Annotated in this window: 20 protein-coding genes; 6 read left to right on the forward strand and 14 right to left on the reverse strand. The window is 38.3% G+C overall.

Annotated elements, in window-relative coordinates:
• Window positions 1–28: 28 nt before the first annotated feature.
• Both feoB and BGO88_RS07940 read right to left on the reverse strand, forming a co-directional pair.
• Window positions 29–2,266, reverse strand: coding sequence for a ferrous iron transport protein B (gene feoB, locus BGO88_RS07935; protein WP_286706525.1), 2,238 nt, complete (start codon window positions 2,264–2,266; stop codon window positions 29–31).
• Window positions 2,263–2,499 carry a FeoA family protein gene (locus tag BGO88_RS07940; protein ID WP_286706526.1) on the reverse strand — a complete coding sequence of 79 codons (237 nt, stop codon included), beginning with the start codon at window positions 2,497–2,499 and terminating at the stop codon, window positions 2,263–2,265. Before BGO88_RS07940 ends, feoB begins: the two co-directional genes overlap by 4 nt.
• Before the next feature lie 227 nt (window positions 2,500–2,726).
• On the opposite strand from BGO88_RS07940, the gene BGO88_RS07945 reads away from it, so the two are divergent.
• Window positions 2,727–3,161, forward strand: coding sequence for a YMGG-like glycine zipper-containing protein (locus BGO88_RS07945; RefSeq protein WP_286706527.1), 435 nt, complete (start codon window positions 2,727–2,729; stop codon window positions 3,159–3,161).
• Window positions 3,162–3,204: 43 nt separating this feature from the next.
• Here BGO88_RS07945 and BGO88_RS07950 read toward each other — a convergent pair whose 3' ends face one another.
• Window positions 3,205–3,879, reverse strand: a complete 675-nt coding sequence (locus BGO88_RS07950; protein WP_286706528.1) for an SCO family protein — start codon at window positions 3,877–3,879, stop codon at window positions 3,205–3,207.
• Between the two features lie 121 nt (window positions 3,880–4,000).
• On the opposite strand from BGO88_RS07950, the gene BGO88_RS07955 reads away from it, so the two are divergent.
• Complete coding sequence (locus tag BGO88_RS07955; protein ID WP_286706529.1) at window positions 4,001–6,058, forward strand: M13 family metallopeptidase; 2,058 nt, start codon at window positions 4,001–4,003, stop codon at window positions 6,056–6,058.
• A 32-nt stretch (window positions 6,059–6,090) separates the two neighbouring features.
• Here BGO88_RS07955 and BGO88_RS07960 read toward each other — a convergent pair whose 3' ends face one another.
• From BGO88_RS07960 to BGO88_RS07980, 5 genes are all read right to left on the reverse strand, one after another.
• Window positions 6,091–6,708 carry a hypothetical protein gene (locus BGO88_RS07960; protein WP_286706530.1) on the reverse strand — a complete coding sequence of 206 codons (618 nt, stop codon included), beginning with the start codon at window positions 6,706–6,708 and terminating at the stop codon, window positions 6,091–6,093.
• The gene (locus tag BGO88_RS07965; RefSeq protein ID WP_286706531.1) at window positions 6,705–7,508 is read right to left on the reverse strand and encodes a Rossmann-fold NAD(P)-binding domain-containing protein; all 804 of its coding nucleotides are present in this window, start codon (window positions 7,506–7,508) and stop codon (window positions 6,705–6,707) included. The genes BGO88_RS07960 and BGO88_RS07965 overlap by 4 nt, the downstream gene beginning before the upstream one ends.
• Window positions 7,495–9,882, reverse strand: a complete 2,388-nt coding sequence (locus BGO88_RS07970) for a M28 family peptidase (protein ID WP_286706532.1) — start codon at window positions 9,880–9,882, stop codon at window positions 7,495–7,497. The genes BGO88_RS07965 and BGO88_RS07970 overlap by 14 nt, the downstream gene beginning before the upstream one ends.
• 10 nt (window positions 9,883–9,892) lie before the next feature.
• The gene (locus tag BGO88_RS07975; RefSeq protein ID WP_101470916.1) at window positions 9,893–10,258 is read right to left on the reverse strand and encodes a hypothetical protein; all 366 of its coding nucleotides are present in this window, start codon (window positions 10,256–10,258) and stop codon (window positions 9,893–9,895) included.
• 122 nt (window positions 10,259–10,380) lie between these two features.
• Window positions 10,381–11,907, reverse strand: coding sequence for a bifunctional GNAT family N-acetyltransferase/carbon-nitrogen hydrolase family protein (locus BGO88_RS07980; RefSeq protein ID WP_056067340.1), 1,527 nt, complete (start codon window positions 11,905–11,907; stop codon window positions 10,381–10,383).
• 185 nt (window positions 11,908–12,092) lie between these two features.
• Between BGO88_RS07980 and BGO88_RS07985 the strand changes: the two genes are divergently transcribed.
• Window positions 12,093–12,425 carry a single-stranded DNA-binding protein gene (locus tag BGO88_RS07985; protein WP_286706533.1) on the forward strand — a complete coding sequence of 111 codons (333 nt, stop codon included), beginning with the start codon at window positions 12,093–12,095 and terminating at the stop codon, window positions 12,423–12,425.
• A 119-nt stretch (window positions 12,426–12,544) separates the two neighbouring features.
• On the opposite strand, the gene BGO88_RS07990 is transcribed toward BGO88_RS07985, so the two are convergent.
• From BGO88_RS07990 to metG, 5 genes are all read right to left on the reverse strand, one after another.
• Complete coding sequence (locus BGO88_RS07990; protein WP_286706534.1) at window positions 12,545–13,447, reverse strand: histone deacetylase family protein; 903 nt, start codon at window positions 13,445–13,447, stop codon at window positions 12,545–12,547.
• A gap of 9 nt (window positions 13,448–13,456) precedes the next feature.
• On the reverse strand, window positions 13,457–14,860 hold the full coding sequence (locus BGO88_RS07995; RefSeq protein WP_286706535.1) for a hypothetical protein: 1,404 nt from the start codon (window positions 14,858–14,860) through the stop codon (window positions 13,457–13,459).
• A 45-nt stretch (window positions 14,861–14,905) separates the two neighbouring features.
• On the reverse strand, window positions 14,906–15,535 hold the full coding sequence (locus tag BGO88_RS08000) for a chloramphenicol acetyltransferase (RefSeq protein WP_273237707.1): 630 nt from the start codon (window positions 15,533–15,535) through the stop codon (window positions 14,906–14,908).
• A gap of 33 nt (window positions 15,536–15,568) precedes the next feature.
• Window positions 15,569–16,255 (reverse strand): HAD family hydrolase, encoded by a 687-nt coding sequence (locus BGO88_RS08005; protein WP_286706536.1) that lies wholly within the window; start codon window positions 16,253–16,255, stop codon window positions 15,569–15,571.
• A gap of 77 nt (window positions 16,256–16,332) precedes the next feature.
• On the reverse strand, window positions 16,333–18,390 hold the full coding sequence (gene metG, locus BGO88_RS08010) for a methionine--tRNA ligase (RefSeq protein WP_286706537.1): 2,058 nt from the start codon (window positions 18,388–18,390) through the stop codon (window positions 16,333–16,335).
• Between the two features lie 242 nt (window positions 18,391–18,632).
• Between metG and BGO88_RS08015 the strand changes: the two genes are divergently transcribed.
• The 3 genes from BGO88_RS08015 to BGO88_RS08025 all read left to right on the forward strand — a co-directional run bounded on the left by BGO88_RS08015 (window position 18,633) and on the right by BGO88_RS08025 (window position 20,619).
• Complete coding sequence (locus BGO88_RS08015) at window positions 18,633–19,523, forward strand: S66 peptidase family protein (RefSeq protein ID WP_235498560.1); 891 nt, start codon at window positions 18,633–18,635, stop codon at window positions 19,521–19,523.
• 7 nt (window positions 19,524–19,530) lie between these two features.
• On the forward strand, window positions 19,531–19,890 hold the full coding sequence (locus BGO88_RS08020; protein ID WP_056067353.1) for a YraN family protein: 360 nt from the start codon (window positions 19,531–19,533) through the stop codon (window positions 19,888–19,890).
• 69 nt (window positions 19,891–19,959) lie between these two features.
• Entirely contained in the window at window positions 19,960–20,619 is a 660-nt protein-coding gene (locus BGO88_RS08025) for an aspartate kinase (protein WP_056067355.1), read from the forward strand.
• 38 nt (window positions 20,620–20,657) lie between these two features.
• Here BGO88_RS08025 and mfd read toward each other — a convergent pair whose 3' ends face one another.
• Window positions 20,658–23,957 (reverse strand): transcription-repair coupling factor, encoded by a 3,300-nt coding sequence (mfd, locus tag BGO88_RS08030; RefSeq protein ID WP_502686504.1) that lies wholly within the window; start codon window positions 23,955–23,957, stop codon window positions 20,658–20,660.
• Between the last annotated feature and the right edge of the window lie 55 nt (window positions 23,958–24,012).

Raw genomic sequence — 24,012 nt, forward strand, 5'->3', positions numbered from 1 at the left:
TCGGCTTATGCCAAGAAAATGATAAACCTTATTTCAAAATCTGATAAACAATTAATGAAACTCCGTAGGCAAATGAACTCATGAAAACCAGCTGAATGACAGGCCATTTCCAGGAGTTGGTTTCCTTCTTCGTAATTGCCAGCGTACTGATACACTGCATCGCAAAAGCATAAAAAAGTAACAGCGATATTCCCGTAGCAAAATTGAAAATCTTATCGCCTGTAACCGGATTGATTTCAGCTTCCATTCGGCTTTTTATGGTTGCTTCTTCTTCACTGTCTACGCTGTAAATAGAAGCCAGCGTACCAATAAATACTTCTCTTGCCGCAAAGGAAGTAATAACCGCGATGCCAATTTTCCAGTCATAACCTAATGGTTTGATGACAGGTTCTATGCCTTTTCCTAAAACTCCTATAAATGATTTTTCGAGCTTAAAACTGGAAATTTCCTGATTTTCTACTTTTTCAAAAAGTTCTATTTTTTTGGCAGCTATAGAATCAGCGATGTCCTGACTGTTAATCTTGTAAACGTTTTTGGCAACGCTGTCCTGCAATGCTGTATAATGCTCTGAAAGTGTATTGTCGATGTAATTTTGGTTGAATCGCGTTAAACCCTGCTTTTGTATTCTTTCTTTGACAATAGTTTCTGCATTAGCATATTCGTGAGACATACCGTGCGAACCCAGGAACCAAAGGATTATCGAAATGGCAAGGATGATTTTCCCTGCTCCAACCACAAAAGATTTTGTTTTTTCGATTACGTTAATGGCCACATTTTTAAACAAAGGCAGTCTGTAATTGGGCATCTCAATAACGAAATACGACTTGGATTTTATTTTTAATATTTTGTTTAGGATATAGGCGGCAAAAATAGCCATGGAAAAACCTAAAAGATACAATGCCATTAAAGTCAGCCCCTGTAGGTTTAAAAAACCAAGGATTCTTTTTTCGGGAATAATCAGGGCAATCAGAATAGCATATACAGGCAGTCTTGCTGAACAGGTTGTGAAAGGAGTAATCAGGATGGTTATCAATCGCTCTTTCCAGTTTTCGATATTTCTCGATGCCATGATAGCCGGAATAGCACAAGCCGTTCCCGAAATCAATGGAACAACACTTTTTCCGCTAAGTCCAAATCTTCTCATGATTTTATCCATAAGGAAAACCACACGGCTCATATAACCGCTTTCTTCCAATACAGAAATAAAAAGAAACAGGAAGGCAATTTGCGGTATGAAAATTACTACTCCGCCAATACCGGGTATGATTCCTTCGGAAATAAGGTCGGTTAGTAAGCCCGGAGCAAGATGTTCTTTTGAAAAGCTAGCCAGTTTTGCAAAAGTTTCATCGATAAAATCCATCGGAATACTTGACCATGAAAATACCGATTGGAAAATCAGCATCAGAATGGCAAAAAAGATGACATATCCAAAAACTTTGTGCATCAGGATTCTATCCAGTTTTGCTCTCAATCCTTTTGCTTTTGATGAATCGACCTTATATCCGACTTTAAGAACGTCATTGATAAACTGATACCTTTTGATGGTTTCTTTTTGCTGCATTTTTTTCAGCTCAGAATTGGATTTTGCAAAAGATTTTTCAGCAATCTCATTCCGTTCCAGTTCTCCAAAGTTCACGTCCTGTGTAATGACGAGCCATAATTTATAAAGCAATTCTTTCGGAAAAGCATGGCGGAGCCTGTTAAAATAATCAACATCAATGCTTGATGCATTCAGGCAAGGCTCTGTTGATAAGGTTTTATAATCGGCTATAAGCTGTTTGAGATTGTCAATACCAATGTTTTTGCGAGAGCTTATAAGAGCTATTTTGGTTTTTAATTGCTCTTCAAGATAAGGAATGTCCAGGCTGATGCCTTTATAATCCATTCTGTCCGACATGTTGATAGCCAGGATTGTCGGGATTTCCAAATCCTTAATCTGTGTAAAAAGAAGCAGGTTTCGTTTAAGATTTTCAACTTCGGTAACTACAACCGCAACATCCGGATAATTAGGGTCGTTTTTGTTGAGCAATAGTTCAATTACCACATTCTCATCAATAGAACTGGCGTTTAAACTATAGGTTCCGGGCAAGTCAAGAATGGTGGCTTTCAGATTTTCGGACAGCTTGCTGTAACCGATTTTCTTTTCAACGGTTATTCCCGGATAATTACCAACCTGTTGCTTCAATCCTGTAAGCTGATTAAAGACAGAAGTTTTCCCGGTATTAGGATTGCCTATAAGGGCTACTTTAAGATTTTTATGACTCATAGAGTTTCATTCACGACTTCAACAGTTATAGCAAGGGCAGTTTCTTTGCGAATGGCAACATGACTGTCATTGACATCAATATATAGCGGGTCGCCAAGAGGTGCAATCTGCAATAGCTCAACAAAATTGCCGGGAAGACATCCCATTTCAAGCAATTTTAAAGGAATCGTATCGATATTAACGTCGAGTATCTGTGCCTTCTGACCGATTTTGAGCTGTGCTAAAGTTTTCAAGCCTTATTTAGATTCAATTTAGATTGCAAAAATAGGAATTATTATTGAAGTAGGCCTGTTAAATAAAAAATAGCAGCATAACTCTACTGTTTTCATAGGGTTTTTATTTCAAACAATGGTTTTATAGAGAAAATTCCGCATTTAAGTTTTATAAAATTATAGTGCAATCCTATAAAATTACTCAGTTTTATAAGCTTACTTTTATACCATAATCAAAAATAAAAGTCATGAAAAAGCTAATTTATGCCACATTGATAGTGATTGTTTTCTCTGCATGTAAAGACACGGCCAGTGAAAATGCAATGCTGGAGCAACAGCGTGAGATAGATTCTATGAAAGTGGTGATGAAAGAACAGGAAGAAGCATTGGCCAAACAAAGAACAATTGATTCCATGAATGCCGTTGTAGCTGCAGCCGAAGCAAAAGCTGCTCGGGCTTCAGCAAATAAAGCTGCTCCGGTAACTGCTGAGCAGAAGAAAAAAGGATGGAGCAATACGGCAAAAGGTGCTGTGATTGGAGCCGGAGCCGGAGCCATTACAGGAGCTGCCGTTTCAAAGAAAAAAGGTGAAGGTGCTATTATTGGTGGTTTGGCCGGAGCAGCCGTAGGTGCCGGAACCGGAGCCATTATTGATGATAGCAAAAAGAAGAAAGAAAAACAATAAACCCGGAACAAACGAAAAAGAGAGGCTTAATGCCTCTCTTTTTTTATTCTGATTTTTCATTACTTAAATAATTAATGTCTTCAAGTAGTCTTTTGACTTCTTCGAGTTTGGTGCCGTCATAAAATCCGCGGATTCTTCTTTTGGCATCTACCAACACAAAATTTTCGGTATGTACCATATCATATAATTCGCTGGAATCTGTAGTTTTTACGGCGAGATATGATTTTCTGGCAATATAATAAATGTCTTTTTTATCGCCCGTAACCAGATTCCATTTGCTGTCAATTACGCCTTTTTTAACGGCATAAGCTTTTAAAACTTCCGGCGTGTCAATGTCTGGCATTACGGTATGGGAAAGCAGCATCACTTTAGGATTGTCCTTAATCTGTGCCTGAAGCCATGCCATATTTTCACCCATTGGTACGCAGATTGACGGGCAGGTCGTAAAGAAAAAGTCGGCTACATAGATTTTTCCTTCATAGTCTTTCTGGGTTATTGTTTTACCGTTTTGGTTGGTAAACGAAAAATCATCAATGGTATGGTATTTTTTTACATACTGTACCGTGGTGTCTACCATTTCAGGATTGACATCGGCAGGATTATATATCTTAAGCGTCTTTTTTGGCTTTAGTGCAAAATAGAAGAGTGTGATGATGGTCGCGGATAGCAGGAAAAGGACTAGAAAGAAAATTCTATATTTTTTAAAAAAGGTAAGCATGCAGAAGAAATTTTTGCAAAATTACAAAAGAAAGCATCATGCAGATTTTATTTTAACAGTTATATAAGTTGATGCAACTGGTTTACTTTTTAAATTTGTGACAACACAAACAGAGTTTTATATGAAAATAATTTCGAATAAGGGTATGCTGTCCGTAACGGCCATGATTTTGACCGCAATTTCGGCGAATGCCCAGGAAAAATCACCACATCCTGGTATTGAAATCCAATATATGGATTTGTCAGTAAGACCCAATGACGACTTCTTTAAATTTGTTAACGGAAAATGGGTTAAGGAAACCGAGATTCCTGCCGACAGGACTCGTTGGGGAAGTTTTGACGAACTTCGCCAGAGAACAGATGAAGATGCGTTAGCTATCCTTAAGAAAGCGGTCTCGGATAAAAAGCTGGACCCTAAATCAGACCAGGCCAAGGCTGTAAATCTTTACAGGTCTATTATGGACACGGTAACAAGGAACAAACAGGGAATTGCTCCTCTGAAACCGTATCTGGCAAAAATCAATGCGGTTAAAAATGTAAAAGACCTTCAAGCCCTGATGATTGAAATGGAGCCGGTAGGCGGAGTTGGGTTTACAGGAGCCGGAGTAGGTACTGATGCTAAAAACAGTAACAGAAATGTGGTAACCGTTGGTTTAGGAAGCTTAGGTCTTCCGGACAGAGATTATTATGTTTCCGATGAAGCCGATTCTAAAGAAAAAAGAGAAAAATACGAACAGCACGTTGCCAGAATGTTGCAGTATCTTGGCGAAAAACCAGACGAAGCAAAGAAAAATGCAGCGAAAATTGTAGCGTTAGAAATTGCTATGGCTAAGCCACGCTTGGATAGGGTAGAAAGAAGAGACAGAAGAAAGACATACAATCCGATGGCTATTGCTGATTTGCAGAAACTAACTCCTTCCATTAACTGGAATACTTATTTGACAGGAATCGGACTTCCAAAATTGGATTCGGTTATTGTGTCCCAGCCAAAATACATGACTGCTTTGGAAGAAATTTTCAAGCAAAACAAAGTTGATGATTGGAAAGAGTATATGAAATGGACGTTGCTGAACAAATCTGCCGGAACGCTTTCAACAGAAATTGAAACGGCAAACTGGGAATTCTATGGCAAAACCCTGACAGGAGCTGTGAAGCAAAGACCTCGCGACGAGAGAGCATTGCAGACAGTAAACGGAATGATTGGTGAAGCTTTAGGAAAACTCTATGTTGCTGAAAAATTCCCGCCAGAAGCAAAAGCGAAGGCAGAAATGATGATTAAAAACATTTTCCTGGCTTTTGAAAACAGAATCAACAGATTGCCTTGGATGACAAAAGCGACAAAAGCTAGTGCCATTGAAAAACTGCACAAGTCAAGAATCAAGATTGGATATCCGGACAAATGGAAAGATTATTCTGCATTGACAATCGTTGCTCCTGAAAAAGGAGGAACTTATTTTGAGAACATTAAAAATGCAGCGCGTTGGAACTACAAGGAAGACATCGAAAAATTAAACAAGCCAGTTGATAAAGATGAATGGTTTATGTCGCCACAGACTGTAAACGCGTATTACAACCCTTCATATAATGAAATCGTTTTCCCGGCAGCGATCCTTCAGCCGCCATTCTATGATTATAAAGCGGATGAAGCGGTTAATTATGGAGGGATTGGAGCAGTTATAGGGCATGAGATTTCACACGGATTTGACGATTCAGGATCCCGATATAATGCCGATGGAAATTTGGTAAACTGGTGGTCTGATGATGATTTGAAGCAGTTTACAGGATTGGGAGGCGCTTTGGCAGATCAATACAGTGCTTTGCAACCGCTACCAGGAATTTATGTTGACGGTAAATTTACCTTGGGTGAAAATATCGGAGATTTAGGTGGTGTAAATGCAGCTTATGATGGTTTGCAATTGTATTTAAAAGCAAATGGACGTCCGGCATTAATTGACGGATATACTCCGGAACAGCGTTTCTTTATTTCCTGGGCTACCATCTGGAGAACCAAAGCCCGTGATGAAGCTATCAAGAATCAGGTGAAAACAGACCCGCACTCACCGGGAATGTACAGGGCTTATGTGCCACTTCAAAATGTGGACGCATTCTATGAAGCATTCGGAATCAAAAAAGGAGACGGAATGTATGTAGAACCAGAAAAGAGAGTTAAAATCTGGTAATAATAAAATCCCAAGTGTGAGCTTGGGATTTTTTATTTATTGAATTTCTCCTGACTTTTCTTTAATATGTTTTTTATGTCTTCTTTCGATTCGAAATTTATACGTGTAGTATCCCACTCAACGTCATAGGGTAGGTAGGCCAAATTGTGGGTTTTATGGTAAATCACAATTTCTTCCTCCAAAGTTGTCCTCCGGACAAGAAATTTAGGCAATCTTTTTTTCGCAAAAGTAGAAAACATTTTTTCTAAAACAGGTGATTTTATAGTATCAGTATAAGAAGCAATGGCAATAGAATTAAACATTTCCTCTCTACTAAAATTTAACTCAATAAATTCTCCAATACTTGATGTGGGTAATTGTATTATGTCTCTTGGATGTAAATCAATGAATATAGGACGATTGTCTATAGTAGGAGCACATTGCGCAAAACTTGAATAATCCTTATAGAAGAAAACTTTATTGGTATCGACCAGAATAAAATTGGCGCTCGCATAATAAGTATGTTCGAGTTTAAAAGATAAATTTTGTATGCTATCTCTTTTTGAAATAATATATGTTTCTTTTTCCTTTCTTTCCAGAACCTGGTTGTCATTACAACTCACAATAAAAAAGACCAACCCAAAAGTTAGAAAAGCAAAGTACTTTCTCATATCCTACCAAATTTATAATACAAAACAGTTTCCGATTTACTGCTGTCTATTATCTTCCCAACTGATTTTTTTTCAACATTGAATCTCGGTACTTCCAAACCAAGGCTTTCCGCTTTTTGAGTATAATATTCTTTTCGCCCGGGATGAATGGGTGCTGCAGCATTAAATGTTTCGTTCCAAATATCTTTTTCAATAATCTTTTCAATAATCCCGATGCAATCTTGTTGATGAATAAGATTGACAGGTCCGTCAGGATTTTCAATGTTTTCTCTGCCTGAGAGAAATTTTACAGGATGGCGGTCTTCACCTATTAATCCTCCAAAACGCAAAACGGTAGTACTGAATTTAGGATTATTCAGTAAGAGGTTTTCAGATTCAAAAAGCTGCCTGCCACTTTCGGTATCCGGATTTGGAGTATTTTCTTCTGTGATAACGGGAGTATTTTCAGTATCAGCATATACCGATGTTGAACTTATAAACAGTACTTTTTTGATGGAAGATTTCTCAATTTCTAAAACCAGATTTTTAATTTTTGCTACAAAATTTTCATTTGTATCGCCTTTTAGTTTTGGCGGTATATCAATAATCAGAATTTCAGAACCATTCAAAAAATCATTTAGGTTTCCCTGAATTCCTTCAGAACTTACAGCAATTAAAAAAGGCTTTATTCCGGAATTTTCCAGAATACTAAGTTTGTTTTCGGAAGTTGTAGAGCCGTTTACTGAAAATCCTTTCTCTAGTAAAGCTTTAGCCAAAGGCAATCCAAGCCATCCGCAACCTAAGATACTAATTTGCTGCATTGGCATTGATTTCCAGATTTGTTGGCTGCTGCTCTAAACTATCTAATAGTTGTTCCGGGACGATTTCCTTTCTGAAATTAGGTTTTATCTTTTGCTTTATGACTACTGCATCATTTAGTACGAAAGGTGTTGGCATCATCCAGTTTTCACGCTTTGCAATGCTGAACATTTTGTTGCTCATCAGGTCGAAAGAAGATTCCATCAAATCCATGTCAAGCACCGCTTTTGAAGCAATACTGAACTGCAATTCCAAAGGCTCATTATCTGTTACATAATAGCTCAAAAGTTTTCTTCCTTTTCTCTTAAAAGCAGAACCTTTCTGGTTGATGTGTTTTACCCCATTGGCTCTCAGGTTATGGAAAGTAAGGTTTTCATGCGCAAAAATATCATAGCGGTTTACCTTACGGTTAGGACTGATTTTTATTTTAAGATGCCTTTGGGTTCCAATTACAGTATCACGCAGGAATTGGATAGTAGGTTCTTCCAGTTCTTTGGCAGGAGCAGAATTCGAATAGGTAAATTTGGAATTGTATTTACTAAACAGGTTATAAGGTTCCAATTGTTTGGCATCAGAAGGTTTTTCACCTAAGTATCCTTTAGTCCAGCTGTCAAGGTTTTGGTCATAGGTCACCCATAATGCTTTTCCGGTATCACCGTCGTAAACATACAGGAGGCTGTTTGGTTTTGCTTTTCCGGGTTCATAGCCAGACTCAAGGTGTGCTTTTATAAAAAAGCCAATTGCAATCAAAAGCATAGCCGTGGCCCAGATACCTTTTTTTGAATAATAGCCAAAAAAAGGAAGCAGAAGCGTAAATACCAAAACGGTTAATACTGCACTTCCGGCCAATAGTTTTAGTCCTAATCCGATTGGAAATGTAGTGATGAACGGAATGAAAATTATAAAAGCCGGAATACTGAGGATAAGGTTGAGTATCCAGTTCTTTTTCTGTGTAATTACATAATAAGCCAGCATGATAAGGGCACAAAAAACAGGAATTATAAAGAATCCTGCCCCAGGAAGATAAATCGCCAATACACTATTTATCAAAAGCCATAGGAACAAAGGTGCGATGGCAAAGTTCATCGTCTGGTTTTCGAAATAGTATTTTTTATAGAAAGCAAAACTAATGGCCAAACTGATAAATACAAAAAAGCCTATGTAATAATGGCCGTTATAGGTGAATCCGTGTAAAATATCTTTGTATTGAGGATAAAATTCATTCAGGATTTTCCATCCCAGAAAAGCAGCCGCACCCGAAATCAGAATAGAAGCAAAGAACGGAGCAAAACCGCGCCCGATTTCTTTAATAGATAAGGCTCTTTTACCTATACCGATAAAAACAATGAAAACAAAAAGGACTCCGGCAATAGTGACCAGAATATAGTTCCATGAAAAAGGATAACTTACAAAGTAAAAAGGAGTGTTGAAATAAACATAATCTTCGCTATTGTTAAGAGCACTCAGGTCGGTATTGGAAAAGTAATTAAGTAAAGGAACGATGTAGGTACCCTGGTGTGCTAAAGTAGTAGGACTCAGATGTTGTATATCATCCTGTTGGGTATGATAATTGAAATGGTCGTCAATAAAAGCAAAATTAAATCCCTGTATTTTTCCTTCTTCTCTGAAAACTGTCAGGTCTGTGTCGTTGGGAAGCATTTTGTAAATGCTGTACATCAGAGAGTTCGAAACAGGAAAACCCGGATTGGCTTTTGTGAATTCTTTCACCATGGCCGCATTTCCTTTGTTGGTTTCCATCAGCATATAAGACGGTCCGGCACTTCCTCTTGCTTCGAGATTCAGGACAAGCCCGACATCTTTGGCCCAGGGATGCTCCGTAACAAAAAGAGCAGCTCCATTCAGTCCCAGTTCCTCCGCATCAGAAAACAAAATGATAATGTCGTTTTTGTTGGCTGTTTTGTTCGCAAGAAATGCCCTTACACTTTCCAGTATGGTAGCAATTCCGGAAGCATCGTCAGCAGCACCCAGAGAAGAAGAATGTGGAGCGCTGTCGTAATGCGACAAAAGCATCAGTGCTTTGGAATTGTTAGAACCCTTTATCCGGGCAAGAATGTTTTTTGATTTTGCCAGATTTCCCCATTCTGTCAACGTATATCCTTCTTGGGTTGCCGTTTCGAGTCCTAGTTTTTGAAGTTCTTTTTCGAGAAGGGAAGCAACGGCTTTATGATTTTCTGAACCAACATAATGTGGAGATTTTGCTATAGAGGCGACTTGTTCAAGAGCTCTTTTGGTAGAAAATTCCGTCAGTGGGACTTCTTCTTCGGCAATGTTTTGGGGCATCATTGCAAAGAAAATCCCATAGATAATTCCTGCGACAAGTAAAGCAGAAATAAGGGAACTATATCTTTTTTTCATTCCGTTGAGATTATTTAGGTGGTGTTAAATATTCTTTCTTTACTACTATAAAGGAATCATCCTCTATAGGCAAATAGGCCTGGTCATACAGGAAATAGTAGGTATTTCCATTTTCTGTTGGCAGCGTACTGGTATAAAATTCAAAGTCAAAACCTTTAGTGAGCAATCTTGACCTGGAAACCTGTATTTTGCCATCAGAATTTATCCCCGATAAAATTCTGTAATTTTTGCGTAACTTGTTGTTAATGTTCCGCATTAAATTATTTGAATCTTTATTTATTTTATTATTATAAGCGTTCCTGCATCCATCACCGCAGAATTTTTTGTCTTCCCGACCCGTAATCCTCTCCTTACATTCTAAACATGATTTTGGCATATATTGTTCTTTTTTGGTGTAAATATTAATTAAATGGCATAAAGCTTATAACTTTTTATGGTTAAAACTTTTTACGGAAGCTAACTACATCTTTTTCTTACACAAACATCAGAAATTTTTTTCTATTTCAGCTTTTTTATTTTATATAAATCATCGCGCCTGTCTTTTAATATTCTGACACTTCCCTGTTCATGGAGTTTTTTCAGCAAGTCAAGGTCGACATCGGCAATGAGTGTCATTTCTGTATTGGGAGTAGCTTCAGCCTTGATTCCGTTAGAAGGAAAGGCAAAATCAGAAGGAGTGAAGACGGCTGCCTGTGCATATTGGATGTCCATGTTGTTTACCTTCGGAAGATTGCCTACACATCCGGCTATGGCCACATAACATTCATTTTCGATAGCTCTGGCCTGGGCGCAAAATTTTACGCGGGTATAAGCGTTTTGAGTGTCGGTAAGAAAAGGAACAAAAAGAATTTCCATTCCTTCATCTGCCATTAATCGTGATAACTCAGGAAATTCAACATCATAACAAATCATGATGCCGATTTTACCACAGTCTGTATCAAAAGTCCTGATTTCAGACCCACCTTTCATTCCCCAATATTGAACTTCGTTAGGAGTGATATGTATTTTAGTATACATTTCATAAGTTCCGTCCCTTTTGCATAAGAATCCTACATTATAAAGATTTCCATCTTCTGTGTAAGGCATGCTGCCGGTAATGATATTGATGTTGTATGAAATGGCAAATTCCTGGAATTTCTTGCGAATCGGTTCGCAGAAATGGGAAATTTCCCTGATGGCATCGGCTTCAGAAAGATGATTATAATCAGCCATCAAAGGAGCAATGAACAATTCTGGAAACAACACAAAATCACTACTGTAACCCGAAACAACATCGATGAAAAATTCCGACTGTTCAAAAAGGGCTTCCAGATTAGCAAGAGGGCGCATCTGCCATTGTACGAGTCCGAGCCTGATGACGCTTTTTTTGACATTGATAAGCTTAGGGCTTTTTTCGTAATAGATATTGTTCCATTCCAGCAGTACAGCATACTCCTGAGAACTGATATCGCCTTCAAGATAGTTTTTCATGATTTTCAATACGTGGAAATCATTACTTAACTGAAACGAAAGTACTGGGTCATACAATTCACTCAACCTTACCTTGTCAATATATTCTTTCGGGGTCATTTCTTCCGAATATTGAGAATATTTCGGAATCCTTCCGGCAAATATTATCGATTTCAGGTTTAAGGTTTCGCACAATTCTTTTCGGGCATCATAGAGTCTCCTTCCTAACCGTAGGCCACGGTATTCAGGGTCGATAAAGACATCAATACCATACAATACTTCTCCATCCGGGTCATGTGTGGAGAAAGAAAAATTTCCTGTGATTTTTTGGTATGTATGGTTGGAACTGGCTTTTTTGTAATTCACGAGAATGGAAAGAGCAGAGCCAACTACCTTGTCATCAACGAGAATGACGAGTTGTCCTTCCGGAAAAACCGAAAGCAATTTTTCTATTTCTTTTTCTTCCCAGTAGGGTTCGTCAAATTCATCATAAGCATGCAACATGGAAGTCTTGAGCTGCTTATAATCTTCTATCTGTAAGTTTCGTAATTCGACTTTATTAATTTCTGCCTGCATAAAAAAATTCATTTTCCGAAAGTTACGGCATTTTTTTCGGTTTACAAGCGGTTACAAACGTTTACAATCGAAAGTAAACGAATACTTACCGAATAAATTAAACAAAACGTTACATATTTGTGATATTAGTTAAACGTACGGTTTGATTTAATTTTGAAATAATTTAAACTTTAAAACGAAACGCCATGAACACATTAAGAAACAGAGTACAGCTTATAGGGCATACCGGAAAGGACCCGGACATCAAGAATTTTGACGGTGGGAAAAAACTGGCTTCCGTTACCATTGCTACCAATGAAGTTTATACTAATGATAAAGGCGAAAAAGTTACAGATACGCAATGGCATTCTGTAGCAGCCTGGGGAAAAACAGCCGAAATTATAGAAAAGTATGTCACAAAAGGTGACCAGATAGCCATTGAGGGAAAGTTAGTCCACCGGAGTTATGATGACAAAAACGGCGAAAAAAAATACATCTCAGAAATTGTGGTTAATGAGATTATATTGTTGGGTAAATAATTCTTTTGAAATTTTAAGATGTCGCAAATGTGCAGTTGAATTTTACCATAAAACAAAAACATTTAAGCGCCATCCAGATTAATTCCCCTCCAAACCATCTCAATGTTGAGATGGTTTTTTTATGAAAAGATATTCTTAGCTGTTCGATAGGTATTTGTATGTGCTTCAATAATAGTTTTTATTTCCGGGGAATAGCCTCCGCCCATACTGCATTGGACAGGGATTTCCAGCTTGTGACAAAGTGATAATACGATTTCATCTCTTTTTTTGCATCCGTTTATTGAACAGCCCAATTTTCCGAGTTTATCAGAATCCAGTATGTCTACTCCGCTAAGATAAAAGATGAAATCTGGTTTTTCACGGTCGATTAATTTGGCAACTGTGTCGTTTATAATGCGAAGGTATTCCTCATCTCCGGTCTTATCCGGTAGTGCAATATCCAGGTCAGAAGTTTCCTTTTTGAACGGATAATTCGATTTTCCATGGACAGAAAAAGTAAAAACATTAGAATTGTTCTGAAATATCTCCGCGGTTCCGTTGCCCTGGTGTACATCCAAATCAATAATAAGAATTTTTGATGCTAGTTTTTTGTCAAGAAGGTATTGTGCGCCAATGGCCTGGTCGTTCAACAGGCAAAAGGCCTCGCCACGATTCGAGTAGGCATGATGAGTGCCTCCTGCTATGTTAAAGGCTATGCCGTATTGCAATGCCTTTTCACAGCCCAGTATTGTGCCTTGCGCAATGCGGAGTTCGCGTTCAACCAATTCGGCAGAAAGCGGAAATCCTATTTTACGTGCGGCCCTTGCGTCTAAAGTCAGATTAACCAGCTCGTCAACATATGCTTTATCATGAACTGCCAGAATGTGTTGCAGGTCTGGGATTCCCGGTTTGAAAAAATCGCTTTCGGAAACAATTCCCTCATGGAGCAATTGTTGCGGAAGCAGTTCGTACTTCAACATCGGAAAACGATGTCCTTCCGGCAGAGGATGTTTGTATATGGGATGAAAAGCAATGGGAAGCATCAAACGGGATTACTCATTAAAATCTTCAAATTTCCGCATTGCATATTCTTTCTTTTTAGAATCATAATACCCCATGATAAAATAATCCTTATATGGGAAAACGGAAACAAGAGAAGCATTGTTTTCGTGCAGGAATTGTGATATGTAATCTACAGCCAATCCTTGCTGCGGGCCTTTTTTATGTTCAAATTTATCATCAAAAAGACTTTCAAAATAAATAGTTTGCATATTTTGGCTGTCAAATATATCCTCTGGAACATAATAGCTTCCGGAAATAGCCATCGCTACACCCGCTGTTATTCCCAGTAAGATTCCGCCACCTGAACTTACGTCTCTTATACCGCCAGCTGTCACCATCAAGGAAGCAGGAGTTTTATATACGGTAATTCCTAAAGAGGAATTGCTTAATTTATTGAAGAATTTTTTGGTGTTTTTTAATTGCTGTCCGCTTTGGTTTCCGGTTTGGGAATAGAGAGGAGAATTTCTAAACGAAATGGAATCTTTGGAACCGGCAGTATATTTTTTTAACTCTTCTCCGGTTGCTATATCAACTGCAGCTATTGCCAATTCTTCTCCATTGGCCCTGATTTGGTATAATTTATTGTCGTGGAAATAAGAGTTGGACTGGCCGCCACTTCCCTTTAATGTGAGTGATGGAATTGTTTTTTCATTTACAGCAAAAGTAGTAAGGTCGATGTTAAAAAGCTGTGTCCTACTTGATGAATCAATAGTAAGCATCATTTGTTTCCCGGTAATATAAAATTTTATTTTGGGAACACTCTGGAAAAGTGGATTTGAAGAACGGGTGTCGATTTTCTCAATCCCATTCTCTTTGATTAGACTGGAAAAAGTCGACGATTTTCCTTTTTCGTCCATGAATTTGTAAGAAGAAAAATCAATGATTTTTTCATCTAACCGCCCTTTATTAAAGCAGTAAAATTTCAGCTTATCTTCTTTTTGGGGCAACGACAGGATGTAGAATGAATTGTTTTCGCTAAAGACGGAAATGATACTTTCATTTTTGAGAGAAAGCTGGTGGGAAGCTGTTACTGATGTCCTGTTGTTGAAATCAAAATAGTGTGACTGGATTTTCGTATAATCATCAGAAGACCAATACAGGTAAGGATTTCCATTATCTTCAAAACTAAATCCTACCATAGCGGTATAGTTTTTATCAGGACGATTTACAGATAGACTGTCTTTGAAAAACAAGGCATTGTTGTATTTCAATACTTTTAATTTTTCTTTATCTGAGGCAAATACAAAAACCTGATTTTGGTCATTGACGGCATTAACTATCTGATGATAGCTTGTTGCCTTTTTTAGTTCCAAAGGATGCGAGGCAAGCAATGTCTGGCCGAAAGAAAGATTGACGCAGCAAAGAGTAAAAAGCGAAAGGAATATTTTTTTCATAAGCTGTTGTTTTTTAGTTTCTTTCTGCTCAAAAATAATACCAGTTTAAGAATCCATTAATTCCTGGAATTTATTGAAAAATTCCCCGACATGCAACCCGTCCATTAATCCGTGGTGAACGTGGACGGAAACGGCCATGGTTCTTTTCCCATTATCTTGCACAACCATCTTTCCGATAGAAATTTTAGGACAGCTATCCGGAAATGAAAAACTACGCGCATGTGACAGTGAAGTGAAATCTACCCAGGGAATAGCAGAAAAATGAATCAGGTTGTCTACTTCGAAGCTTCTTGTAAACAGACCCGGCGTATTCCTGACTCTTTCGATTTCTTCTTTGGCTTTAGCTTCAAAAAGTTCATAATCAGGAAAAAATTCGACCAATGAAAAACCGAAGGTATTGTCATCTCTAGTTAAAGTAGGTGAAGCATCAATTTTGTCATAGCGGTATACTTCTCCTTCCGAAATTCTGTAATGGAAATTCTCAACGGCATTGACCGCTGCCAATGTTTTGTGCAGGTAGTATAAAAAGAAAGAAGTGCCTTTTTTCTTGGCGGTTTCGTATGCTTTAGTACAGTCTATAGTGGCAGTTATACCAAAAAAAGGTTCCTCGAATTTGCTAAAGAATTCAAAGTGTTCTTTTCTTGGCCAGTTGTTTAGGTCTAATTTGGTTTTCATTATATTTCCAGCACAGATGCTGTTGTATTTTAATTATAGCAAAATAGGCAGAACCTCAGTAATCTTGTCTAAAGCCTTAAAATTCTTGTGTTCTACTTTATGGTCTATTTTTTCATGTGCCCAGGTCGTATGGAACGGTATGTGCACGGCATGGCCTCCTATTCCTAATACAGGTAACACGTCTGATTTCAGAGAATTTCCAATCATGAAAAATTCTTCGGGTTTTATTTCCAATCGGTTCAGCAGGTCGTGATAATCTTTTTCCTGTTTGTCTGACATGACTTCAATATGGTGGAAATAATGTCCCAGTCCTGAATTATGCAATTTACGACGTTGGTCAAGCAAATCACCTTTTGTGGCAACAACCAGTTTGTATTTTCCATGCAGGGCTTCCAATGTTTCTTCAACACCATCAAGGAGTTCTATAGGTTTTTGAAGCAATTCTTTGCCGTATTCAATGATTTTTTCAATGACATCAACGCTGATGGTCTTGTTTGAAATTTTCATGGCAGCTTCAATCATGGAAAGGATATATCCTTTGATTCCATAACCATATAAGGAAAGATTCTGGATTTCTACCCGAAACAATTCCTGGGATAATCCCTGATGGGATAGATAGTCCTGCATCAAGGCGCAGAACTTTTCTTCAGTTTCCTGAAAATAAGGCTCGTTTACAAATAAGGTATCGTCTGCGTCGAAAGCAATTACTTTTATATTCATTTTTTAGTAATCCTTTTCTACGACCCTGGCAGGGTTTAAACCCTGCCAGGGTCGTAGAAAAAAAGAGTTGAAGTTTATTAATTTATAGTTTCTCCGTTACCGGCTTCAGCATCCGGATTTACAAAAACGAGTTTTCCTTCCGGATTTGTCGTCATCAGAATCATTCCCTGACTTTCAACGCCACGAAGATTTCTTGGAGCCAGATTGGCCAAAACGGTAACTTTTTTTCCAATAATCTCTTCTGGTGTAAAGCTTTCTGCTATACCCGAAACAATAGTTCTGATATCGATTCCCGTGTCTATTTTGAGGACAAGAAGTTTATTTGCCTTAGGCATTTTTTCTGCTTCAAGAATAGTTCCGACACGCAGGTCCATTTTTGCAAAATCCTCATATTGAATCAGGTCTTTTTGAGGTTCTGCTTTTTTGTTTTCTGCCTTGTTGGCTGTTTTTGTAGCTTCCAATTTATCTACCTGTTTTTGTATTTCTTCGTCTTCGATTTTTGCAAAAAGCAATTCGGCTTCACCAATTTTATGTCCTGCAGAAATCAGGTCTGAATTTTCAGAAATGTCATTCCATGAAAGCTTGTTTTCTGTCTTTAAAATTCGGGCCAGTTTTTGGGCTGTAAAAGGCAGGAAAGGTTCTGCCAATACACTCAGTGCGCCTGCAATCTGCAAGGCAACATACATTTGGGTCTTTACTCTTTCCGGATTGTCTTTGATGACTTTCCAGGGCTCTTCGTCAGCCAGATATTTGTTTCCAAGACGGGCAACATTCATCAGTTCTCCTAATGCTTCTCTGAAACGGTAACGTTCCACAGAACTCGCAATTACTGCCGGATAGGCTTTTAATTCTGTCAAGGTAGCCTCGTCTATTTCTGAAAACTCATTTGGCTGAGGTACGATTCCATCATAATATTTGTTGGTCAGGACTACAACACGATTGATGAAGTTTCCAAAAATGGCAACTAATTCATTATTGTTTCTTGCCTGAAAATCTTTCCAGGTAAAGTCGTTATCTTTTGTTTCCGGAGCATTCGATGTCAGTGCATAACGCAATACATCTTGTTTTTCAGGAAAATCTTCCAGGTATTCATGTAACCAGACAGCCCAGTTTTTTGATGTTGAAAGTTTGTTTCCTTCCAGATTCAGGAATTCGTTTGCTGGAACATTATCCGGAAGTATATAGCTTCCTTCGGCTTTTAGCATGGCAGGGAAAATCACGCAATGGAATACGATATTGTCTTTTCCAATAAAATGTACCAGTTTCGTGTCATCAGATTTCCAATACGGTTCCCAGTCTTTTCCTTCACGCTGTGCCCATTCTTTTATAGAAGAGATATAGCCAATAGGAGCATCAAACCATACATACAAAACCTTACCTTCTGCACCTTCAACCGGAACCGGAATTCCCCAGTCTAAGTCTCTGGTAACAGCACGGGGTTTTAATCCATCTTCCAGCCATGATTTAACCTGGCCATAAACGTTAGGTTTCCAGTCGTTTTTATGTCCTACTAAAATCCATTCTCTCAGAAAGGCATCATACCGGTCTAAAGGCAGGAACCAGTGTTTTGTCGATTTTAATATTGGTGTTTCTCCTGTAATAGTCGATTTTGGATTGATAAGATCTGTAGCATTTAACGACGAACCACATCTTTCGCATTGGTCACCATAAGCTTCTTCGTTGCCGCATTTCGGACAGGTTCCTATAACAAAACGGTCTGCCAAAAACTGATTGGCTTTGGCATCATACAGTTGTTCTGTTACTTCTTCAATAAAATCGCCTTTGTCATATAAAGTCCTGAAAAACTGAGAAGCTGTATCATGGTGGATTTTCGCCGATGTTCTGGAATAGTTGTCAAAAGAAATTCCGAAATCTTCAAAAGATTTCTTGATTAGCGTATGATATTTGTCGATTACTTCCTGTGGTGTGATTCCTTCTTTTTTTGCTTTCATTGAAATAGCAACTCCGTGTTCATCGCTTCCGCAAATAAAAGCAACATCGCGACCTTGCAGACGCAGGAAACGGGCATAGATGTCCGAAGGAACATATACTCCTGCCAGGTGGCCAATGTGTATAGGTCCGTTGGTATAGGGCAAAGCAGCCGTAATCGTATATCTTTTTGGTTCTTGTATCATGGATTTTCTTTAATAAGTATGCAAAAATAATCTATTGGCGTTGAAATACCTAAAATGGCGTTACAAATCTAAGGGATAGGGCGGTAGGTTTCAAGGTGTCTTACTTGCAGATTATCCTGTTTATTTGTTTATTTGTTTAACAGAAACAAGATATTATGCAAAGGCCAAATCGATTTAAGTTACTTTTTACTCTTCTAACATTATTACATTTCTTAACCTTTCATGCACAAAACAAACTTATCATGCCAGAATATTTAAAAAAAGGAGATACGGTGGGGATTTTAGCTACTGCCAGAAAAATTGATTTAGCCACTATTGAACCGGGTATTAAATTGCTGGAAAGCTGGGGACTCAAAGTGGTAATAGGAAAGACGATTGGCAAGGAACAGAATCAATTGGCGGGAGCAGACTGGCAGCGTGCAACCGATTTTCAGGAAATGCTGGATAATCCAACAATCAAAGCCATCTGGGCAGCAAAAGGGGGTTACGGAACCGTGAGGATTGTCGACAGGATTAATTTTACGGAATTCAAGAAAAAACCAAAATGGATTATAGGATTCAGCGATATCACGGTATTGCATAGCCATATCAACAATATGGATATTGGTACGCTGCATGCGATTATGGCCATAAGTGCCAAAACGGCGACTCCTGAAGCCATAGAATCTTTTCGAAAAGCATTGTTTGGTGAAAAGTTGGAATATCATATTCCGGCCCATCCATTTAATAAAAAAGGAAAAGCGCAGGGCGAACTGGTAGGAGGAAATCTTTCAGTTTTATATAGTATTCAGGGTTCTAAATCTGCGGTTGATATGAAAGGAAAGATTCTTTTTCTGGAAGATTTGGATGAATACCTCTATCATATTGACAGGATGATGATGAACCTGAAAAGAAATGGTTCGCTTGACGGCCTAAAGGGTATCATCATTGGTGGAATGACTTCAATGAATGATAATGATATTCCCTGGGGAAAAGACGCCCTTGAAATTATAGAAGATGTTGTAAAAGACCTTAAAATACCTATTGCTTATAATTTTCCGGCAGGCCATATTAAAGATAACCGCGCTTTGATTTTAGGAAAAACCGTAACATTAGACGTTAATGACAAGGAAACGGTTTTGAAATTTGAATAGGTAGGTCATGGCGGTCCATAATGAACTTGGGAAACAGGGAGAAGCGCTTGCTGTAGAATATCTGCGGAAAGAAGGTTATGAAATTTTAGAAACCAATTGGGTTTTCCAAAAAGCAGAAGTCGATATTATAGCCTTAAAAGGGGATGTACTTGCCATTGTTGAAGTCAAGACCCGGTCCAGTTTAGAATACGGTTTGCCACAGGAATTTGTAAAGCCTAAAAAAATACAGCTTTTAGTAAAAGCGGTTAATGAGTACGTTATTGTTAAAAATTTAGATGTCAACGTTCGCTTTGATATCATTTCAATTCATAAAAATGCGGAAAATGTCACAATTAAACATCTGATTGATGCTTTTTTACATTTTTAACGGTTATGGTTTTAACAAATTGTTTTTAAATTGTATGTTTGTAAAACTATTACCACCAATTTACCCATTATGAAAACAATATCGTCTGTTGTAGAGCACTACATCAAGACAAAGCCTTTCCTCTTGAGCGCTTTGTCTCAAGGAATCATAAATCTGACATCATTGTCCAGAAATATGCTTCCTGATTTAAAACAAGAATTAGGAAAAGAGGTAAAACAAGGAGCCGTTGTTATGGCTCTGAAACGTCTTTCAGAAGATTTGGATTTTAGATTAAACCATAAAATCTTAAAAGTTTTGAAAGGCATCGGCGAAATTACGGTACGTTCATCACTTACTGATTTTACTTTTGCCGTTTCTGACAAGATTTTAGACAAACAGGCCAGCCTGATTTCTGAAATCAACACTTATTCGGATATTTTTTACACGTCTTCAAGAGGTGTAAGCGAAACCAATATTGTGGTCAGTGAAAGTGTAAGCCATTTGGTTGACAAACATTTTGTTGGCGAAAAAATGCTTCACAAATGGGAAAATCTGGCATCTATTACTGTCAAACTTCCAAAAGATAACGTTTCAACACCGGGCGTTTACTATTTCATTTTCCAGCGTCTTGCCTGGGAAGGAATCATTGTTAATGAAGTAATTTCAACATCTTATGAATTTACGATTCTTGTGAGCGAAGATGAAGTAGATGTTGCCTTCAAAGTTATCAAGGACCTGAAAAGTCTATAAACAAAAAGCCGTTTAATTTAATAAACGGCTTTTGTTTTTTAAATCATTTCCATTAACTCCAGAGCTTTCCGGACTGACTTGACATTCTCAAAAGTCAGCAGAAGGCGCAGACCGTTTTTGGTTTCTTTTTCTTTCATCTTGCAGAGGTTTCCATTGCGCTGTACAAATTGCAGTACTTTATGGAACTGGTTGGATGTGTAATATTCCGACTGCTGGTCTGAAACAAAATAAGCTACCATTTTGCCCTGTTTCAGAACCAGTTTTTCTATTCCTAAACGGGTGGCAATCCATTTGATTCGGATGCTGTTCAGCAAGGCAACGGCCTGTTTTGGCAAAGTTCCGAATCTGTCGATTAATTTTCTTTCGTAAGCCAACAGTTCTTCTTCATTTTTCACATTGCTTAGTTCATTGTACAGGTTGAGCCTTTCGGAAACGTTATTGATGTATTCATCAGGGAATAAGAGTTCGAAATCCGAATCAATTTGGATTTCTTTCACATATTCTTTTTCAGTGCCTTTGTCCTCTTCATATAAATCCTTGAACTCGTTTTCTTTCAGTTCTTCAATGGCCTCGTTCATGATTTTTTGGTAGGTTTCAAAACCAATTTCATTAATGAAACCGCTTTGTTCTCCGCCTAATAAATCTCCAGCACCTCTGATTTCCAAATCTTTCATGGCAATGTTGAATCCGCTTCCGAGTTCGCTGAATTGTTCCAGCGCCTGAATTCTCTTTCGGGCATCGTCTGTCATTGAAGAGTAAGGTGGTGTGATAAAATAACAGAAAGCCTTTTTGTTGCTTCGTCCTACGCGTCCGCGCATCTGGTGAAGGTCTGACAATCCAAAATTATTAGCATTGTTGATGAAAATGGTATTGGCATTTGGAACATCAAGTCCGCTTTCAATAATGGTCGTGGCAACCAAAACGTCGAATTCTCCGTTCATAAAGGCAAGCATCAGTTCTTCCAGTTTTTTTCCGTCCATCTGTCCGTGACCTACGCCAACTCTTGCGCCCGGAACCAAACGCTGAATCATTCCGGCAATTTCCTTAATGTTTTCAATACGGTTATTGATAAAGAAAACCTGTCCGTTTCTTTGTATTTCATAAGAAATAGCGTCACGGATTAGTTCTTCTCCAAATCGTACTACCTGTGTTTCTATAGGATAACGGTTTGGCGGCGGCGTTGTGATGACTGATAAATCACGGGCGGCCATTAACGAAAACTGTAAGGTTCTTGGAATTGGTGTTGCTGTTAGCGTGAGTGTATCGATATTGGTGCCTATTGTTTTGAGTTTGTCTTTTACGTTAACGCCAAATTTTTGTTCTTCGTCTACGATTAGCAGTCCCAAATCTTTGAATACGACATTTTTATTGACAAGTTGATGTGTACCGATAATGATATCCAATTTGCCCTCAGCCAATTGTTTTAAGGTTTCAGTTTTCTGTTTTGCTGTACGGAAACGGTTCAGATATCCTACAGAAACAGGCATGTCTTTTAAACGTTCCGAAAAAGTCTTGTAATGTTGGAAAGCCAGAATCGTAGTCGGAACCAAAACGGCAACCTGTTTTCCATTGTCTACAGCCTTGAATGCCGCACGGATAGCAACTTCGGTTTTTCCAAAGCCTACGTCACCGCAAACCAGTCGGTCCATTGGGCGCTCGTTTTCCATATCGGCCTTGACTTCCTGGGTGGCTTTAACCTGGTCCGGAGTGTCTTCATATATAAATGACGACTCCAATTCTGCCTGCAGATAGCTGTCGGGTGCAAATTGAAATCCTTTTTCGAGTCGCCGCTTTGCATATAACTGGATAAGGTTGAATGCAATATGTTTGACTCTTGCCTTGGTTTTCTGCTTTAGAACTTTCCATGCATTGGAACCCAGTTTGTATATTTTTGGTGGCGCTCCGTCCTTTCCGTTAAATTTCGAAATCTTGTGTAAGGAGTGGATGCTTACATATACGATGTCGTTATCTGCATAAACCAGTTTGATGGCTTCCTGTGTTTTCCCTTCGACCTGAATTTTCTGCAAACCTCCAAATTTTCCAATTCCATGGTCGATGTGTGTTACATAATCGCCTACAGAAAGTGTATTCAGTTCTTTAAGGGTAATTGTTTGCTTTTTGGAATAGCCGTTTTTGATACTGAATTTATGGTAACGCTCAAAAATCTGGTGGTCTGTATAGCAGGCAGTCTGATTTTCTTCATCGATGAATCCCTGGTATAATGGAAAAACGATGGTGTGGTATTGTTTCCTTATATTTTCGCTATTGGCTTCGTCTAATGATTCGAAAATATCATGGAAACGTTTTGTTTGCTGCTCATTCGAACAGAAAATAAAGTTTTTATAGCCGTTGAAGTGGTTGTCGTTGAGATTATTCAGCAATAAATCAAACTGTTTGTTGAAAGATGGCTGCGGAAGTATGTGGAATTCAAAAGTTTTCTGGGTTTTAAAAATAGCCCTCGGACTTATTTCTGCAATGGTAAAATCCAATGCTTTTTTAATAAATGCTTCCTGATTAAGGAACAATTCTTCGGGGGCGATATGATTTACTGTTGACTGCATGGAGCCAAAGATTTCTTTTGCTTTTCCGTAGAGTTGGTCCAGTTTTGAAAAAAGCAATTCTGTATTTTGAATAAAAAGAACTGTTTTTTCATTGATGTAATTTAAAAAGCTCTCGCGATTTTCCTGAAAAAATTTATTTTCTACATTGGGAATAATCGTGATTTTTTTCTGCTTTTCGATAGATAATTGGGTTTCAACATCAAAGGTTCTTATGCTGTCCACTTCATTGCCAAAAAATTCGATACGAAAAGGGTTTTCATTCGAAAACGAAAATACGTCGAGAATACCTCCACGGACAGAGAATTCACCCGGTTCTGTTATAAAGTCGACGCGCTTAAATTCATATTCAAAGAGTACTTCGTTTATAAAGTCTATAGAAATCTGGTCGCCAACGGCAACTTTCAGGGTGTTTTTATCTAATTCTTTTCGTGTCACGACCTTTTCAAAAAGGGCTTCTGGATAGGTCACGATAACAGCCGGTTTTTTTCTGGAGTTAATCCTGTTCAGTACTTCAGCACGAAGCAGTACGCTGGCGTTGTCCGTTTCTTCAATCTGATAAGGACGGCGATAGGAACCCGGATAAAAAAGTACATCTTCTTCACCAATGAGCTGCTCCAGGTCATTAAGGTAATAAGCGGCTTCTTCTTTATCCTGAAGTATAAGAAGGTAAGGAAGCTCGCTTTTTTCGAACAATGAGGCCACAACAAAAGAAAGCGAGGACCCAATAAGGCCCTTGAGCTGAATCTTGTTTTCCCTGACGGCAAGACTTTCAGAAATCTGCCTGACTTTTGGATTGCCGGCGTATGTTTTTAGAATATGTGGTTTCAAATTA

Origin of the sequence: Flavobacterium sp. 38-13, from assembly GCF_001899155.1 — a bacterium.
GTDB classification, from domain to species: domain Bacteria; phylum Bacteroidota; class Bacteroidia; order Flavobacteriales; family Flavobacteriaceae; genus Flavobacterium; species Flavobacterium lindanitolerans.

What these genes read in the sequence shown, in the direction of transcription:
- feoB (WP_286706525.1), bottom strand. Translation starts at nt 2,266, where the DNA reads ATGAGTCATAAAAATCTTAAAGTAGCCCTTATAGGCAATCCTAATACC.
- BGO88_RS07945 (WP_286706527.1), top strand. Translation starts at nt 2,727, where the DNA reads ATGAAAAAGCTAATTTATGCCACATTGATAGTGATTGTTTTCTCTGCA.
- BGO88_RS07950 (WP_286706528.1), bottom strand. Translation starts at nt 3,879, where the DNA reads ATGCTTACCTTTTTTAAAAAATATAGAATTTTCTTTCTAGTCCTTTTC.
- BGO88_RS07955 (WP_286706529.1), top strand. Translation starts at nt 4,001, where the DNA reads ATGAAAATAATTTCGAATAAGGGTATGCTGTCCGTAACGGCCATGATT.
- BGO88_RS07960 (WP_286706530.1), bottom strand. Translation starts at nt 6,708, where the DNA reads ATGAGAAAGTACTTTGCTTTTCTAACTTTTGGGTTGGTCTTTTTTATT.
- BGO88_RS07965 (WP_286706531.1), bottom strand. Translation starts at nt 7,508, where the DNA reads ATGCAGCAAATTAGTATCTTAGGTTGCGGATGGCTTGGATTGCCTTTG.
- BGO88_RS07970 (WP_286706532.1), bottom strand. Translation starts at nt 9,882, where the DNA reads ATGAAAAAAAGATATAGTTCCCTTATTTCTGCTTTACTTGTCGCAGGA.
- BGO88_RS07975 (WP_101470916.1), bottom strand. Translation starts at nt 10,258, where the DNA reads ATGCCAAAATCATGTTTAGAATGTAAGGAGAGGATTACGGGTCGGGAA.
- BGO88_RS07980 (WP_056067340.1), bottom strand. Translation starts at nt 11,907, where the DNA reads ATGCAGGCAGAAATTAATAAAGTCGAATTACGAAACTTACAGATAGAA.
- BGO88_RS07985 (WP_286706533.1), top strand. Translation starts at nt 12,093, where the DNA reads ATGAACACATTAAGAAACAGAGTACAGCTTATAGGGCATACCGGAAAG.
- BGO88_RS07990 (WP_286706534.1), bottom strand. Translation starts at nt 13,447, where the DNA reads ATGCTTCCCATTGCTTTTCATCCCATATACAAACATCCTCTGCCGGAA.
- BGO88_RS07995 (WP_286706535.1), bottom strand. Translation starts at nt 14,860, where the DNA reads ATGAAAAAAATATTCCTTTCGCTTTTTACTCTTTGCTGCGTCAATCTT.
- BGO88_RS08000 (WP_273237707.1), bottom strand. Translation starts at nt 15,535, where the DNA reads ATGAAAACCAAATTAGACCTAAACAACTGGCCAAGAAAAGAACACTTT.
- BGO88_RS08005 (WP_286706536.1), bottom strand. Translation starts at nt 16,255, where the DNA reads ATGAATATAAAAGTAATTGCTTTCGACGCAGACGATACCTTATTTGTA.
- metG (WP_286706537.1), bottom strand. Translation starts at nt 18,390, where the DNA reads ATGATACAAGAACCAAAAAGATATACGATTACGGCTGCTTTGCCCTAT.
- BGO88_RS08015 (WP_235498560.1), top strand. Translation starts at nt 18,633, where the DNA reads ATGCCAGAATATTTAAAAAAAGGAGATACGGTGGGGATTTTAGCTACT.
- BGO88_RS08020 (WP_056067353.1), top strand. Translation starts at nt 19,531, where the DNA reads ATGGCGGTCCATAATGAACTTGGGAAACAGGGAGAAGCGCTTGCTGTA.
- BGO88_RS08025 (WP_056067355.1), top strand. Translation starts at nt 19,960, where the DNA reads ATGAAAACAATATCGTCTGTTGTAGAGCACTACATCAAGACAAAGCCT.